Origin of the sequence: Pseudoalteromonas sp. L21 (assembly GCF_021728035.1) — a bacterium.
In the GTDB taxonomy this organism is placed as follows: Bacteria; Pseudomonadota; Gammaproteobacteria; order Enterobacterales; family Alteromonadaceae; genus Pseudoalteromonas; species Pseudoalteromonas arabiensis.
In genome coordinates, this window is record NZ_JAKKCV010000001.1 from 269,287 (window position 1) to 285,862 (window position 16,576).

The following is a 16,576-nucleotide window of genomic DNA, read 5'->3' on the forward strand; positions in this document are numbered from 1 at the left end:
TTTTAGTACAAATATGTCAATTTATACTTCAAACGACAACCCAAAAAGAATTTGGGTGGCAGTCTTACCAGCCACATCTCGGCACACACGTCACACGCTGTGGCTGCTCCCTTCCGGGCCTGACCAGGTTCACCTGCTAGTGTTGCGAGAGGACCAATAAGACTACCATTGAGGGCCTTGTTTGGCGCGGGAGGGATTATCTCTAGTTTTGGCCTGTTATTCAAGGGGTATTCGAAAAAGAAAGTGCGATTGCATACTTGCTGTACAATCGCACTGTATTTAATGGTTTAAAAGCTTACTTTTCTAGTTCAGCTTTTATGTTACGTAATGCCGCTTTTACCTTTTTCATATTCTCAGGACCCATACGTAAAACCTGCTTTTGTGCTTGTGGGAGGTTTTCCCACTCTGAATAAGCATATTGATAAGTCACTGAGTTGCGCACTAATGGCATGTCACCTTTTGGTTCTGGTGTATCAAGTAAAACGTCAATCGCTTCTTCAAGAGTTTGATTAAAGGCATCGCCTTCGTAGCCAATCTCAGCGTATGCTTCGTTTATCAGTGGTTTATATTCATCATAAATGCGAATAGCCTGAGCAGCACTTAAACTAGTAAATAGTTTCACATAAGGGGTATAACGCTCGTAACTGTTCGGATCAATCGTTAAAATATCACCTTCAATAACTTTAAATGACTCTTTTGGACGTTCAACAGGTGCATGGCTAGCTGCTACTTTGCCTTTTGCAATGTTATCTACATACACTACACCACGACGAATAAGGTCATCGGTCACCATTAAACTCATAACCTGATCGCTCAGTACTTCGTCCATGCGAGCAACAACCACCTCATCGCTTTCGTTTAATGTAGGTAATGGTTCTACCTCTGGCACTGGCTCTTCTTCACGTGCTACAGGCTGCTCAACAACAACGGGCTCTGGTTCTGGCTCTGCAACTGGTTCGGGTTCAGGCTCTGGTTCGGGCTCTTGAAACTCCGCCATAGGTACTTCTTCAGTTACAATATCCTCTACGGTTTGCGTCGGCTTATCGTCTGGTTGGAGTAAAATATACGCGGCAACACAGGCAACAATAATTAAAATAACAACACCAAAAATAAGGTTGTTATTAACTGGACGCTTTTGTACTTCGGTCTCTGACGAATGCTCTGACATACAGACTCCTTTAAAAAACAGACATAAAACTCGACAAAATAACGTGAGCAATTAGGTAAACTTTGCTTCTTCTAGCTTAAAGACTTACAGTTGATAAATAAAGTAAAGACGCACAACAATTTAAATGCAACTATGAGCAGTAAGTTAAAAAAAACACAGCACTCTAAAATCGCCTTATTATTAACAGGTGGTGGCGCGCGTGCCGCTTATCAAGTCGGCGTGTTGAAAGCAATAACACAAAGTATGCCTCGCACTGCCCCATTACCTTTTACTATTATTAATGGGACATCAGCGGGGGCAATTAATTCCGCCGCACTTGCATGTTATGCGTCGTGCGCCCATTTGGCGAGTAAAAAGCTCGAATGGGTCTGGAAAAACTTTTCCACCTCTCAAGTGTACAAAAGTGATTTTTTAAGCGTGTTTTTACATCTAACACGCAATATTTTAACGAGCTTCCAGTCTGAACACATTAATCACCCACCAGCAAGCTTGCTAAATAATAAACCGCTGAGAAAACTCCTCAACGAGATTTTAGATTTATCACGCATAGAACGTAACCTACATAAAAACTACCTAGATGCTGTGTCTATTACTGCGTCAAGTTACACAACCGGTGATTCTGTGGCTTTTTTTCAATCGCTTACGCAAAAACCATGGCAACGGGCGAAACGCGAAGGTCAAGCAGCGCGTATTAATGTAGAACATTTAATGGCATCAAGTGCTATTCCCATGGTGTTTCCAAGTGTTAATGTACATAACCATTATTTTGGCGATGGGTCTATACATCAGTTGTCACCATTGAGCCCTTCTGTGCATTTAGGCGCTGAAAAAATCTTTATTATTGGTGTTGATGAACCTAAAGAAATGCATCCACCTGGGTATCAACCCCATTACCCTGGGCTTTCAAATATTGCAGGTCACCTGCTTGATAGTGTTTTTACCGACACGCTGCAATCTGATTTAGAGCGATTAGAACGCATAAACAGAACACTTGGCTTGTTACCTGCGCGTGACAAACATCAAGAACTTAAACAGATTGATACCTGTATAATTAACCCCTCACAAAATTTTAATATGATTGCAGCACAATTTTATGACGATATGCCAATCGCGATTAAAGTGCTACTGCGTATGATAGGTGTAAAAAAACGCTCACAATCGAGTTTAACCAGTTACTTACTGTTCGAAAAACGCTATACCCAAAAGCTGATTGAAATAGGTTACCAAGACGGGCTCAATAAACTACCCGAAATTCGTAAATTCCTAGAGCTTGACTGATTACTCTGTTCCGTCGAGTAAGTAATGCTCTACACGCTCTACTCGACGCGGTTTACCTTGTAAAACAAGAATATCGCCAGCCATTAATACTGTTTGCGATGATGGGGCTTCTATTTCCCTGTCTTGTCGGCGCAGCGCTCTAACCGATACTCGGCGCTGTTCAAGCTTTAGCTCACTGATTTTTTGATTCACAGCAAACGCATATTCAGGCAATGCAATAACATGTAAATATTCTAATCGATCAGAACTGGTTTCTTCGCTATCAAGCTTATCCCCTGTAAAAAAGCCATTTAAAAATTGATAGCGGTTACGGCGCTCTTTACTCACTCTGCGAATAATTCGTGTCATGGGTACACCAGACATATAAAGCACATGCGAGACTAGCATTAAACTCGCTTCTAGGGTCTCTGGCACAACTTCTGTAACGCCTAACTCTTTGAGTGTTTCCAGCTCAGAATCATCTCGCATTCGGACTAAAATTTTTACTTTGGGCGCTATTTGTTTTATAGCATCAACAACGACTTGCGTTTGTTCAAAGTCTGCGAATGTAATAATAACAAGCCGTGCTCGCTCTACCCCTGCTGATTTTAAAATATCTTTTTGTTTTACATGACCAAAAATAATCGGTTCACCCGCAGCTTTTGCTTCTTGCAATAAAATAGGGTTACTTTCAATAGCCACGTACTCAATGGCCTCAGGCTTAAGAAAACGAGCAACAGTTTGCCCTACACGCGAAAAACCACAAATCACCACATGATTATGATAAAGGGGACTACTTGTTGCAGGCTGTTGCCAGTACTGACCTGCATGGGAAAGTAAACCAAAGCGCTTTAAAAGTACGGGAGTTTTCTCTATCAAATAAGGAGTGAGTGCCATTGATAAGACGCCCACGGCAATAAGAAATGATGCTTGCTCTGTGCTGATCAGCAAATGCTGCGATGCCAGTGCGATTAATACAAAACCAAACTCCCCCATTTGCCATAGCATAATACCAGCAGCCACGGCATCTTGTTTACGCTCACCAATCACTTGCGCTGAAATTGCTAATACGGCAATTTTGAAAAAGAGCAGCCCAACTAATACGGCTAAAATCCAATACCAACTATTTAGCACATATAACACATCAAGCTGCATGCCGACCGTAACAAAAAATAGCCCCATTAAAATATCGCGAAACGGTCTAATATCAGCTTCTAATTGATGACGATACTGGCTCTCGCCTAGCATCATCCCTGCTAAAAATGCACCCAGTGCCATAGAAAGGCCAAATAAATACGTAAGGCCAGCTGCAAATAGCGCGACCAATAAGGTTGTTAAAACAAATAACTCATCGGTACGAACCAGTGCTATCTCACTGAATACCTTAGGTAAGATCCATTTCCCAATTGCCCACAATAAAGCGCATACAAATGCCCCCTTAGTTAATGCAAAAGCCAGTGCGCCGGCAATGGCATCTGAGCCACTTTGCGCTAAAAGCGGGTAAACAATTAACAACGGCACAACGGCAATATCTTGAAACAGTAATACACCCACAGCCAGCTGACCGCGCCGTTGATTCAGCTCACCAGACTCCTTTAACAGCTTAACCACAACGGCTGTAGAAGATAGCGCCATAAGTGTTGCAATCGTAAAGCTGTTTAACAGGCTATGCTCAAGCAATAGCAAAATAATGATAAAGACAACGCTAGTGACAACGACTTGCAATGATCCCAGTCCAAATACGATATTGCGCATTGCCATCAAGCGTGGAATCGAAAACTCAAGCCCAAGGCTAAAGAGCAAAAATACAATACCGAGTTCTGCGACAAAGTGCATTTCATGACTTTGTGCCATCCAGCCAATACCGTGACTGCCCGCCAACACGCCCGTTGCCAAGTAGGCAAGAATAGGAGGTAAACCAATTCGTTTGAAGAACCAAACGAACACAACGGCAGCAACAAGCAAGCCAAACACTTGAATCAGTACGTTTTGCAAGCAATAAACTCCTTTCAACTTGATGACCAGCTATATCTTTCTTTAAATATAGCAACCATTTGTTTTTCAGCCAGTTTAAAAAAATGGCACAAATCTCGCTTACTCACAGTATCTAAACACTCCGGGGGGAGAATTATCGTGGAAAATGTCCATATTTTGACGCAGCGAGTGTCTGCACGTGGCGAATTCATGCCATTTTCGGCAGAATATTACCGAAATAATGAATTAAACAATGCGCATAGCCTTGTAGCGAAATTACAGACAACGTTATCAATTGAGGAAATTCTTACAATTTTTGCTGAGCATGCTAAACAGTTAATCAATTTATCAGGTTTGCAATTTCAGTCTTCCCTTGGTGTTTGCCAAAGTGCAGAAAGCGATACCAGTCAGACGCCTTATTCATTTGATTTAGATATCGAAAATGAGCGCCTTGGCCAGCTAATATACTTTAGTAAGTTTCCTATGGGACAAGCTATAAAAAGCAAACTACAACAACTGCACGGCGCACTTATTTACCCATTACGTAATGCGGTTATGTATAACCGTGTATTACGACTTGCAACTAAAGATGCCTTAACCGGTCTCAATAATCGCAGTCAATTTAATGACAGCTTGGCACAAAGGCTTGAGCGCTGTCGCAGGCAGCACCGCCCATTTAGCTTGATGTTGCTGGATTTAGATAACTTCAAACAAGTTAACGATAATTTTGGTCACAAAATTGGCGATGATGTACTGCAAGAGTTTTCTAAAGTGCTGGGCAAAAGTGTACGCGGCACTGATTCAATCTTTCGTTTTGGTGGTGATGAGTTTGCTTTGCTTATCGATGACCCTGAGTTTACAACCAACAAAGTCATTGCCGATCGCATTATGCACTTAGTTGCTCAGTCTGATTTAATGGCACAATACAAGGTAACATCTAGCATAGGTTTTACACTTGCTAATAACCAAGATTGCGAAAATGAAGTATTTGCCCGTGCTGACAAAGGTCTTTATAAGGCGAAAGCAGCAGGCAGAAATTGTGCCAGAGCCTACTAATTAAAAAGAAAGCCTAACATCCCCCGTTAGGCTTTTTTAACCATCAGCTTATAGCCCAGTAATAGCAACCAAAAGCCAGAGAAGAAACCACTCAATAAATAAAGTAATGCAGCCATCGTAGTAAGGGGCGATATCACAACTAACACCAGTGGTGTAAGCACGCCTAAAATAAAGAAAATACCGCCTTTACCTGACCAATAAGCCAATAGCAATAACGAGCACACGACTCCGCCCACTAGCGCATAAAAGAGCGTATTTAAAGTCAACTGTGTGAAAACTAAACTCGTAATTACTGCAACTAACACCGACAACACAAATCCAAGCGGTGCCTTATTAACTAGTGATAAACCAGCATGTGGTTGTTCACTCATACATCTATCTCCCAAAAAATTCCATCATCAGCACTGTGCTGAGCACTAACAAAATAGCCAACCACCTGAACTAGCTCATCGTTATAATAGATAAGCGGCACTTGCGCACGTAACCAAGGAGCTACTTTGGCATCTTTAAACCAATGCTTTAAGGTATTTGAACCTGGTTTATGCAAAGGCTTTATTTGCGCTTGTGGCTTATTAAATTCAATCCTTACTTGCTCATTCGGCTTTGGTTTTCTAATACCCTTGCCCGGTTTCACTGTTAGCTTTCGGCCATCTGTCAGTTCAATACTCTGCAAAGCAATTTCCATCGCCTCAGGTATTGCCTGCTCCTTCACAAAGTACCAATGCTGCTGATGTCGACGAACATCGCCGCTTTGCAAACAAATTTTTAACTGCGCATCGGCTTTTGCTGTTAAGCCTTGTTCAATAATTTGATGTAGCTGATTTTCAGAAGGCAATTGGTGAGTAAATTGATTAAGCCACGCACGCACAAGGTTGGCTTGACGAGCTTCACTAAACTTTGCAACAGACTCACAACTTAAGCCCCCGCGCAGATTTTGACACTGTTCTAAGTCTCTTTGAGTGTATTCATCGAGTAGCGACTGTTGCTTCTGTAGCAACCGAATACTACGCGCTGCACTTTTTTCAAAGCCTTGAAAGCGCATCGTTAATAACGGCATCACTTGATGACGTAAAAAGTTACGATCAAAACGCTCATCGCTATTTGAATCATCGGTGATATGAGTAATGGCAAATTCATCGGCAAACTGTTCAATTTGCTCACGAGTAATATTAATGAGTGGTCTAAAACATACCCGTTCTGACGCGAGTAATCGCTGCTGTTGCATTGATGCCAAGCCTTGCAAGCCTGAGCCACGTTTGAGTCGCAACAAAAAGGTTTCAAGCTGATCATTTAAATGCTGACCAAGCAGTAACACACTGCCTGCTAAACAGTTTTCATCAAGTGCTTGGTATCTTGCCTCTCGGGCTTGTGCTTCAAGTGAGGTGCGCGAACGCTCAACAATTTCAACGTGCACTGCTTTAAATGCTACATCAAGCTCTTCACATAGCGATTGGCAAAACCTTTGCCACTCACCAGCATGTTGACTCAAACCATGATTGACATACACCGCTTCGATTTCAAGTTCAGGATACTGTTTTCGCATAGTCGTCATTAAATGTAATAACACAACCGAATCAACACCACCTGATAAAGCCACACTAAAGCGCCTTTGCTGATTATTCAGTAAAGGCTGTAATTGAGCTAAAAAATGATGATATAAATCTGATGTTTGCATTAAAAACCAATCAATATACAAGCTTAGTAGTTACAGGCATTATAAAACAAAAAAAGCCGCAAAAAGCGGCTTTTTCGATTATAAGCTGTGTTTAGCAATAACCAAACGACATTAAACGTTTGTAACGCTGATCAAGCATTTCATCAAGTGAAAGGCCTTGTAGGTCAGCAAGGTCACGCTTAAGTTGGTTTTTAAGGTTACGTGCCATCGCATCGTAATTACGGTGTGCGCCACCTAGTGGCTCATCAATAACGTTGTTGATTAAATCAAGCTCTTTAACACGTGCAGCAGTTACGCCCATTGCTTCTGCAGCTAATGGTGCTTTATCTGCGCTTTTCCAAAGGATTGATGCACAACCTTCTGGTGAAATTACAGAGTAAGTACTGTATTGCAGCATGTTTACACGGTCGCCCACACCAATGGCTAATGCGCCACCTGAACCACCTTCACCGATTACGGTACAGATGGTTGGTACTTTTAACGCCGCCATTACTTTTAGGTTACGTGCAATCGCTTCACTTTGACCACGCTCTTCAGCACCAACTCCTGGGTACGCACCAGGGGTGTCGATAAAAGTCATGATTGGCATTTTGAAACGCTCAGCCATTTCCATTAAGCGCAATGCTTTACGGTAACCTTCAGGCTTTGGCATACCAAAGTTGCGTTTGATTTTTTCAGCCGTGTCACGCCCTTTTTGCTGGCCAATAACCATGACTGGTTGACCTTCAAAGCGTGCAACACCACCTAAAATAGCAGGGTCGTTAGCAAAAGTACGGTCGCCTGCTAGTTCGTCAAATTCCGTGAAAATGCGCTCGATGTAATCACGAGTATAAGGACGCAACGGATGACGGGCTAACTGAGAAACCTGCCAAGCACCTAATTCAGAGAAAATTTTCTCTTTCATTTCAGCGCTTTTCTCTTTTAATCGACTGACTTCCTCTTCTAATCCAAGGTCTAATTCGCCAGCGCGGCTTACATTTTGTAATTCTTCAATTTTTGCTTCTAATTCTGCGATTGGAAGCTCAAAATCAAGATAATTGAGGCTCATGCTCTAAACTACCTAATTAATTAAATTCTAGTTCTACATCTTGCGCCGCCATCAGTGATAACTTATGAATTAAGTCATCACTAGGCGTAACACACCATTCGGTTCCTAAGGTAATCTCAGCCAACGCATCCGGACGTTGATAGAATACTTTTATAGGACAAGTACCAAACTTATAAGGTTCCAGTACTTTTTGTAAATTATCGAAGAAGTTCGCCTCGATTTGCACCATATTCAACGTCATTTTAATCGCTTTAATACGTTTTTCTCGCGCTTGAGCAATGGTGCATATGTCTCTAGCGGTCATTGTAATGCCACCGGAGAAGTTATCAAAGCTGACCTGTCCAGATATCACCAAGATATTATTAACTTGTAGCATATCTTGGTACATTTCAAACTGTTCTGGGAATAAGCGTACATCAATACGGGCACTCTTGTCATCTAAAGTTACAAGACCCCACCGATTTCCTTTTTTATTAATAAGGGTTCGTGCATTAATAACAAGGCCAGCAGCCGTTGACTGCACATCGCGGTTTGTTGGTTGTAAGTCAACCAGACGGCCCGATGTGTAGTGTCTTAGCTCTTTTCTATACTGATTTATAGGATGACCAGTTAAATAAAGGCCCAATGTTTCTTTTTCGCCATCAAGCCATTCGTTATCAGTTAAACCTGTTGCTTTTATAAATGCTTGTTCAACTTCATCAGGCTCTGTGGCTAATAACCCAAATAAATCGGCCTGCCCTAGTGACTCAGCCTTATGATGCTGATCCGCTGCTCGCATGGCATCTTTTAAGCTGGCTAATAAAGTCGCACGACCTGGCTGGGTTTTATCTGGTCCTAATTGGTCAAGTGCACCGGCATAAATAAGTTTTTCAACCACGCGTTTATTTAAGCGTTTTAAATCTACTCGCGCACAAAAATCAAATAAGTCTTTGAAAGCCCCACCTTCACTTCGCGCTTCTAAAATGGCTTCAACAGGCGCTTCACCTACTCCTTTAATGGCGCCAATACCGTATACAATCTCACCTTGTCGGTTAACCGTAAACTTGTACTCACCCGCATTCACATCAGGCGGTAACAAGGTTAGTTTCATGTTTTCACATTCATCAACCAAGGTAACGATTTTATCGGTGTTATCCATATCCGCCGACATTACCGCAGCCATAAACTCTGCTGGGTAATGAGTTTTCATCCACAGCGTTTGATACGACACTAAAGCATATGCAGCAGAGTGAGATTTGTTGAAACCGTAACCTGCGAACTTCTCTACCAAGTCGAAGATTTTCATTGCAAGTTCGCCGTCAACTCCGTTATTAACAGCTCCTTCTTCGAAGGTTGAACGTTGCTTTGCCATCTCCTCTGGCTTTTTCTTACCCATCGCACGACGCAGCATGTCAGCGCCACCTAGTGTATAGCCAGCCAGTACCTGCGCAATCTGCATTACCTGCTCTTGATAAAGAATGATACCGTAGGTCGGTTCTAGAATCGGTATCAAGCTATCGTGTTGCCACTGCACATCTGGATAAGATAACTCTTCGCGACCATGCTTACGGTCGATAAAGTTATCTACCATGCCTGATTGCAATGGACCTGGGCGAAACAGTGCTACCAGTGCGATCATATCTTCGAAGCAGTCGGGCTTTAGACGACGAATAAGATCTTTCATACCACGAGATTCTAACTGGAATACCGCGGTCGTTTCGGCGCGTAGCAGTAACTCAATACTTGGCTTATCATCAAGTGGAATGGCGTTGATATCAACCGGCTCTTTACCCTCACGAGCGAGGCGCTCGTTAGTCATATCAAGTGCCCACTGCAAGATAGTAAGTGTTCTTAGACCTAAGAAGTCAAACTTAACTAAACCCGCCGTCTCAACGTCGTTTTTATCAAATTGAGTGACTGGGAATTTACCCTCATCATCACAATAAAGGGCGGCAAAATCAGTAATCGTTGTTGGCGATATTACAACACCACCAGCGTGCTTACCGGCATTACGTGTACACCCTTCAAGGATGCGACACATATCAATAAGTTCTTTTACTTCCTCATCACCGTCGTAGGCTTCTTGTAACCGCGGCTCAACATCAAAGGCTTTAGCCAAGGTCATACCCGGATCGCCCGGTACTAATTTCGAAATACGATCAACAAAGCCGTAAGGGTGACCAAGTACACGGCCTACGTCACGGATAACCGCTTTTGCAGCCATGGTACCAAAGGTAATAATCTGAGATACCGCGTCACGACCATAAAGCGCCGCTACGTGATCTATTACCTCATCGCGCCTATCCATACAGAAATCAACGTCGAAATCGGGCATTGAAATACGTTCAGGGTTCAAGAAACGTTCGAATAGTAAGTCAAATTCGAGCGGATCAAGGTCGGTAATTTTCAGCGCGTAAGCCACCAATGAGCCGGCACCTGAACCACGCCCAGGACCTACCGGAATATTGTTATCTTTACTCCACTGAATGAACTCCATTACGATCAAGAAGTAACCAGGGAAACCCATTTGGTTGATTACGTCGAGCTCTATTTTCAGACGCTCGTCATACTCACCACGTTTTTCTTTTCGCTCTTGCTCATCTGGGAATAAAAACTGTAAACGCTCTTCAAGGCCATCTTCAGAGACCTTAACCAAGAAGTCTTCAATTTTCAGCGAACCGGTTGGGTAATCTGGTAAGAAGTAAGTCCCGAGCTGCACGGTTACATTACAGCGTTTGGCAATTTCCACAGTGTTTTCCAACGCTTCAGGAATATCACTAAATAGCTCAGCCATTTGCTCCGCTGTTTTTAGATATTGCTGATCTGAAAAGCGTTTAGGTCTGCGCTTATCTTCAAGCGTGTAACCATCATGAATTGCTACGCGAATTTCGTGAGCTTCAAAGTTTTCTGGTTTTAAAAACACCACTTCGTTCGTTGCCACCACAGGTAACTGCTCTTGTGCGGCAAGCTCTACGGCTAGGTGTAAATAATCTTCTTCTAATGGGCGCTCTGTTCGAATTAATTCAAGGTAGTAATGATCGCTGAAATGCTGTTTATAAAAGCTTACTACTGACTCAATAAGCCCTGCATTACCTTTAAGCAGTGCTTTACCTAAATCGCCGTCTTTCGCGCCAGAGAGAATAATCAAGCCGTCTTTTAGTTCAACTAACCATTCACGATCAATAACTGGGCGATGAAATAAATGCCCGCGTTGATACGCCTTAGAAATCAATAATGTGAGATTTTTATAGCCGTCATTATCTTTCGCTAATATGGTTATACGACATGGTTCATCTTCAAACTCAGGGCTTCTTAGCCAAAAATCAGCGCCAACAATAGGTTTAATACCCGCGCCATGGGCAGCACCATAAAAACGCACCAAACCACATAAGTTCATTTGATCGGTGATTGCCAGCGCAGGCATTTGTAACTCTTCAGCCTTTGCAACTATTGGTTTAGTTTTAGCAAGACCATCCACCATTGAGAAGTCGGAGTGAACACGTAAGTGGACAAATTGCGGCGTTGGCATTAGCGTTGCTCTCCTTTTAACGCCAAAATGCGCTGTACAGGTTTAAAGCTTTTACGATGTTCTGCAATTGCACCGTATTGTTCAAGTGCCGCAAAATGTGCTTTCGTCGGGTACCCCTTATGGCCTGCAAAACCATAATCTGGATAACGTTTATCAAGCTCGATCATTTCATCATCGCGGGCAACTTTAGCCAAAATGGACGCTGCTGAAATTTCAGCAACTAAACTATCACCTTTTACAACAGCTTGAGCGGGGACCGTTAATTGAGTTGGCACACGATTACCATCAATAAATACAAACTCAGGCTTTACACTCAAGCCTTCAACAGCACGACTCATTGCCAGCATAGTGGCATGTAAAATATTTAATTCGTCAATTTCACTTGGGCTACAACGGCCAACAGCATAGCAAAGTGCTTTTTCTTTTATTTCGGTTGCAAGCAATTGACGCTTTTTATCGGAAAGCTTTTTTGAGTCGGTTAAGCCTGCAATAGGTTTTGCAGGGTCTAAAATAACCGCGGCTGTGACTACATCACCGACTAATGGACCACGGCCAACTTCGTCGACACCCGCAATAAAGTTAACATTGGGTCGTTCAATCTGCATTTAGTAACTCCGCAACTGCAGCCGCAGCTTGTTCATTGGCATTTAATCTAATTTCTTTGTGAATAGCTAAAAAGCGTGCTTTGAGTTTTGCATTATCGGAATTTAACATGGGGGTTAATGCAGCAACTAAGTTCTCAACATTACACTCTGTTTGCAAATATTCAGGTACCAGTTCTTCATCTGCCAATAAATTTGGCAATGAAAAATATTTAATATTGAAAGTGAATAATGTTTTGAAAATCCAATAACTCATTGGCTTTATTTTATATCCAACAACCATGGGCTTTTTGTAAAGCATGCCTTCAAGTGTTGCCGTACCTGATGCCAGTAAAATAGCATCCGCCGCTTGCATAGCGAGGTTTGATTTACCGTCTAGTAACTTTAACTTTAACGTGGGTGCTGTTTTTTCCAACACATCGCAAAATTGAGCTTTTCGTTTTTCATTAACTAACGGCACCACAATTTTCAGCTCAGGGTTCGCAGCTTGTAGCTTTGCAGCAGTTTGAATATAAGTTTCGCTTAACAGGCCAACCTCTGAGCCACGACTGCCTGGTAATAACGCAAGCACCTTATCCATTTGAGCTAAACCTAACTGATGGCGTGCATCATTTTGGTCATGTTCAAGCGCAATATCATCTGCAAGCGTATGCCCAACAAATGTACAAGGGACATTATGCTTATCATAAAATGCTTTTTCGAACGGTAACAGTGCTAACACTAAGTTAGTTGCAGCACTAATTTTGTGAATACGTTTTTCACGCCATGCCCACACCGACGGACTAACATATTGAACCGTTTTAATACCTGCCTCTTTTAAAGGTTTTTCAACACGCAAGTTAAAGTCTGGTGCATCAATACCAATAAATACATCAGGCGGGTTCTCGATAAAATGCTGTACAAGCTGTTTACGAATTTTAAGTAAACGCGGTAAGCGGCCTAAAACTTCGACGAGCCCCATAACCGATAATTCATCCATATCAAATAGTGTTTTGCAGCCAGCCGCTTGCATACGTGGGCCTGCAATGCCTTCAAATATGGCATCTGGAAAACGGACTTTAAGTGCTTTTACCAGCCCTTCACCTAAAATATCACCCGATAACTCCCCTGCCACCAAGGCAATACGTAACGGCGTTTTTTGTTCTTTCATTCGTTGATAATTCGCAACTCAAAGGCACATATAAAAATTAGTTTACCGTGTTTTAGCAACAGGATAAATGTCACGCGCTGAATAAATACTAGAAATTGAAATAACGCTCAAAGGTTAATCATTTAGGTCACTCTACATCACTTCAAAGTTCAGCATACTAAAGGCTGATACCTCAAATGAAGTAATCGCTACCCATTAAGTAATAACTGAATATCTTATTCTTTAAAGTAATTAATCATTTGAAACTTTAGAGCTTTATCTCTAACCTGTAGAAATGGTGAGCAGTGATTTCACCTTATTTTCTTATTTAACTATTGACTAAAATGAATACAAGGTTACTATTTACGAAGTTTCAATAAATACTGAAACTTTGATAATTTAAATTTGTCGTGTCTACCGCACCGTTTACAAGGAGCTAACCAATGATAGATGAAACGTTTGTGGATCTATCGCGATTGCAATTTGCAATCACTGCCCTATTTCACTTCCTATTTGTTCCTCTTACCTTAGGTATGACGTGGATTTTAGTGATCATGGAGTCCGTTTATGTGATGACTGGTCGCGAAATTTATCGTGATATGACTAAGTTTTGGGGTAAGTTGTTTGGTATAAACTTTGCTATTGGTGTGGCTACAGGTCTAACCATGGAGTTTGAGTTTGGTACCAATTGGTCTTATTACTCTCACTATGTGGGCGATATTTTCGGCGCACCTCTTGCCATTGAAGGTCTGATGGCCTTTTTCCTCGAATCGACGTTCGTAGGTATGTTCTTTTTAGGCTGGGAACGACTAACAAAGCGCCAGCACCTTGCTGCAACCTTTTTAATGGCACTGGGAACAAACCTATCTGCACTGTGGATTTTAATTGCTAACGGTTGGATGCAAAACCCTGTGGGCGCAGAATTTAACTATCAAACCATGCGTATGGAAATGACCAGCTTTGCTGAGCTTGTGTTCAACCCTGTTGCACAGGTTAAATTTATTCATACGGTATCTGCAGGTTATGTTGCTGCCTCGATGTTTGTATTAGGCATTAGTAGCTGGTACATCTTAAAAGGTCGTGACCTCGCTTTTGCTAAGCGCTCATTCTCGGTGGCTTCCGGTTTTGGTCTTGCCTCTATTTTGTGTGTTATTTTACTTGGGGATGAATCTGGCTATGAAGTGGGTGAAGTTCAAAAGGTAAAACTCGCCACCATTGAAGCTGAGTGGCATACCGAAGAAGCGCCTGCGGCATTCACCTTAGTCGGTATTCCTGACTCGGAAGAACAAGTCACGCATGCTGCGGTTAAAATCCCTTATGTTATGGGTATTATTGCAACACGCTCAATAGATGAGCAAGTAACCGGTATCAAAGAGCTTGAAGAACAACATGAAGTACGTATTCGCAATGGTATGCTTGCCTATGAATACCTTGAAAAGCTTCGTAGCGGTAATGATACAGCTGAAAATATTGCCAAGTTTGACACGCTAAAAGATGATTTAGGCTACGGTTTACTTCTGAAGCGTTATACGCCAAATGTCGTTGATGCTACAGAAGAACATATTCAAAAAGCAGTTAAAGACTCCTTCCCTAAAGTAGGCCCAATGTTTTGGTCATTTAGAATCATGGTGGGCTGCGGTGTACTTATGCTTGGGGTATTTGTTCTGGCATTTTATTACAATGCACACCGTGTGATTGAACAAAAACGCTGGTTACTATGGGCTGCGGTATGGAGTATTCCACTTCCTTGGATTGCCATTGAGTTTGGTTGGATTGTCGCTGAATACGGCCGTCAACCTTGGGCTATATCAGAAATTTTACCAACCTTTTTAGCAACATCGTCACTGACCGTTAATGATCTTTTAATTAGTATCACAGGCTTTATCGTATTTTATACTGGGCTTGCTGCGGTAGAAGGCTGGTTAATGCTGCGCTTTATTAAGCAAGGCCCAAGCTCGCTTCATACAGGTAAATATCATCATGAACTTGCTAAAGTAGATAGCCAAGGAGCTCAGTCATGATTTTTGATTACGAAACACTTAAATTTATCTGGTGGCTACTAATCGGTGTATTACTGATTGGTTTTGCCGTGACCGACGGCATGGATATGGGTGTAGCAATTTTGCTTCGCCTAGTAGGTAAAACAGATGTAGAACGCAGAACAGTTATTAACACCATTGGTGCTCACTGGGATGGTAACCAAGTGTGGTTTATCACCGCTGGCGGCGCACTATTTGCAGCATGGCCAATGGTCTATGCTGCGGCCTTCTCAGGCTTTTACTTTGCCATGATGCTGGTGTTATTCGCACTCTTTTTTAGACCGCTAGGTTTCGATTACCGCTCTAAAATTGAGTCAACCCGTTGGCGTAACAATTGGGATTGGGGGCTTTTTGCTGGCAGCTTTATTCCTGCGCTCGTTTTTGGGGTCGCATTTGGTAACTTATTACTAGGTGTGCCTTACCATATTGATGAGCTATTGCGTGTAAGCTATCAAGGCTCATTCTTTGCCTTACTCAATCCTTTTGCGATTGTTGCAGGCTTGATCAGTGTATTGATGTTAGTTGGACATGCTGGTATGTGGTTACAACTTCGAACAGATGCTGAGGTTGCGAAACGCTCAGCACAGTATGGACGATACGCACTCATGGCATTTATTGTGTTATTCGCTATTGCTGGTGTGTGGATATCACAAATTGAAGGCTATCGAATTGTTAGCATGGGTGATACGCAAGGTTATGCAAACCCACTTGCAAAAACCGTAACTCAAGCGCCTGGAGCATGGCTTGATAATTACAGCAAAATGCCACTAACCATGTTGTTCCCTGCTCTTGCATTTGTAATGGCTATTCTGGCGCTGGTGTTTTCAAAATTACACAAGCCTGCACTAGCACTTGTGTCCTCAAGTCTAATGCTTGCAGGGGTTATTCTTACAGCAGGTATGTCAATGTTCCCGTTTGTGATGCCATCGAGCAATAACCCTAATATTAGTTTAACGATGTGGGATGCGGTTTCGAGCCATATGACATTAAATGTGATGTTTGTTGTTGCCATTATTTTTGTTCCTTTAATTTTAACTTACACGACCTGGTGTTATGTGAAGATGTGGCGCAAAGTAACGATTAGTGAAATTGAAAACAACACGCACGGTAGCTATTAAGG

General features: G+C 42.2%; 12 protein-coding genes and 1 other RNA gene. 4 read left to right on the forward strand and 9 right to left on the reverse strand.

What is annotated here, in order from left to right; translation table 11 throughout:
* Positions 1 to 62: 62 nt before the first annotated feature.
* Together ffs and L3V41_RS01245 are read right to left on the reverse strand one after the other, a co-directional pair.
* An RNA gene (gene ffs / locus L3V41_RS01240) (signal recognition particle sRNA small type) lies at positions 63 to 159 on the reverse strand.
* Positions 160 to 295: 136 nt separating this feature from the next.
* A complete protein-coding gene (locus tag L3V41_RS01245) occupies positions 296 to 1,168 on the reverse strand; it encodes a DUF3014 domain-containing protein (protein WP_237127053.1) in 873 nt (290 codons plus the stop codon).
* A 132-nt stretch (positions 1,169 to 1,300) separates the two neighbouring features.
* On the opposite strand from L3V41_RS01245, the gene L3V41_RS01250 reads away from it, so the two are divergent.
* Positions 1,301 to 2,446, forward strand: a complete 1,146-nt coding sequence (locus L3V41_RS01250) for a patatin-like phospholipase family protein (protein WP_062569897.1) — start codon at positions 1,301 to 1,303, stop codon at positions 2,444 to 2,446.
* Here L3V41_RS01250 and L3V41_RS01255 read toward each other — a convergent pair whose 3' ends face one another.
* Entirely contained in the window at positions 2,447 to 4,420 is a 1,974-nt protein-coding gene (locus L3V41_RS01255; protein WP_193987553.1) for a monovalent cation:proton antiporter family protein, read from the reverse strand.
* Positions 4,421 to 4,558: 138 nt separating this feature from the next.
* Here L3V41_RS01255 and L3V41_RS01260 point away from each other — a divergent pair, with 138 nt between their 5' ends.
* The gene (locus L3V41_RS01260; protein ID WP_062569895.1) at positions 4,559 to 5,455 is read left to right on the forward strand and encodes a GGDEF domain-containing protein; all 897 of its coding nucleotides are present in this window, start codon (positions 4,559 to 4,561) and stop codon (positions 5,453 to 5,455) included.
* 26 nt (positions 5,456 to 5,481) lie between these two features.
* On the opposite strand, the gene L3V41_RS01265 is transcribed toward L3V41_RS01260, so the two are convergent.
* The 6 genes from L3V41_RS01265 to lpxB form a co-directional block, all read right to left on the reverse strand.
* Positions 5,482 to 5,826, reverse strand: a complete 345-nt coding sequence (locus tag L3V41_RS01265) for a hypothetical protein (RefSeq protein WP_237127054.1) — start codon at positions 5,824 to 5,826, stop codon at positions 5,482 to 5,484.
* Positions 5,823 to 7,130 carry a tRNA lysidine(34) synthetase TilS gene (tilS, locus tag L3V41_RS01270; RefSeq protein WP_237127055.1) on the reverse strand — a complete coding sequence of 436 codons (1,308 nt, stop codon included), beginning with the start codon at positions 7,128 to 7,130 and terminating at the stop codon, positions 5,823 to 5,825. Before tilS ends, L3V41_RS01265 begins: the two co-directional genes overlap by 4 nt.
* Before the next feature lie 91 nt (positions 7,131 to 7,221).
* Positions 7,222 to 8,178: an acetyl-CoA carboxylase carboxyl transferase subunit alpha gene (gene accA, locus L3V41_RS01275; protein ID WP_054553102.1), complete on the reverse strand. Its 957-nt coding sequence runs from the start codon at positions 8,176 to 8,178 to the stop codon at positions 7,222 to 7,224.
* 16 nt (positions 8,179 to 8,194) lie between these two features.
* Positions 8,195 to 11,686: a DNA polymerase III subunit alpha gene (gene dnaE / locus L3V41_RS01280; protein WP_237114259.1), complete on the reverse strand. Its 3,492-nt coding sequence runs from the start codon at positions 11,684 to 11,686 to the stop codon at positions 8,195 to 8,197.
* Positions 11,686 to 12,291 carry a ribonuclease HII gene (rnhB, locus tag L3V41_RS01285; protein ID WP_237127056.1) on the reverse strand — a complete coding sequence of 202 codons (606 nt, stop codon included), beginning with the start codon at positions 12,289 to 12,291 and terminating at the stop codon, positions 11,686 to 11,688. Before rnhB ends, dnaE begins: the two co-directional genes overlap by 1 nt.
* Positions 12,281 to 13,438 (reverse strand): lipid-A-disaccharide synthase, encoded by a 1,158-nt coding sequence (gene lpxB / locus L3V41_RS01290; RefSeq protein WP_237127057.1) that lies wholly within the window; start codon positions 13,436 to 13,438, stop codon positions 12,281 to 12,283. Before lpxB ends, rnhB begins: the two co-directional genes overlap by 11 nt.
* Before the next feature lie 422 nt (positions 13,439 to 13,860).
* On the opposite strand from lpxB, the gene L3V41_RS01295 reads away from it, so the two are divergent.
* Positions 13,861 to 15,438 (forward strand): cytochrome ubiquinol oxidase subunit I, encoded by a 1,578-nt coding sequence (locus tag L3V41_RS01295; RefSeq protein ID WP_062569889.1) that lies wholly within the window; start codon positions 13,861 to 13,863, stop codon positions 15,436 to 15,438.
* Entirely contained in the window at positions 15,435 to 16,574 is a 1,140-nt protein-coding gene (cydB, locus tag L3V41_RS01300) for a cytochrome d ubiquinol oxidase subunit II (protein WP_062569888.1), read from the forward strand. Before L3V41_RS01295 ends, cydB begins: the two co-directional genes overlap by 4 nt.
* The last annotated feature ends 2 nt before the right edge of the window (positions 16,575 to 16,576 follow it).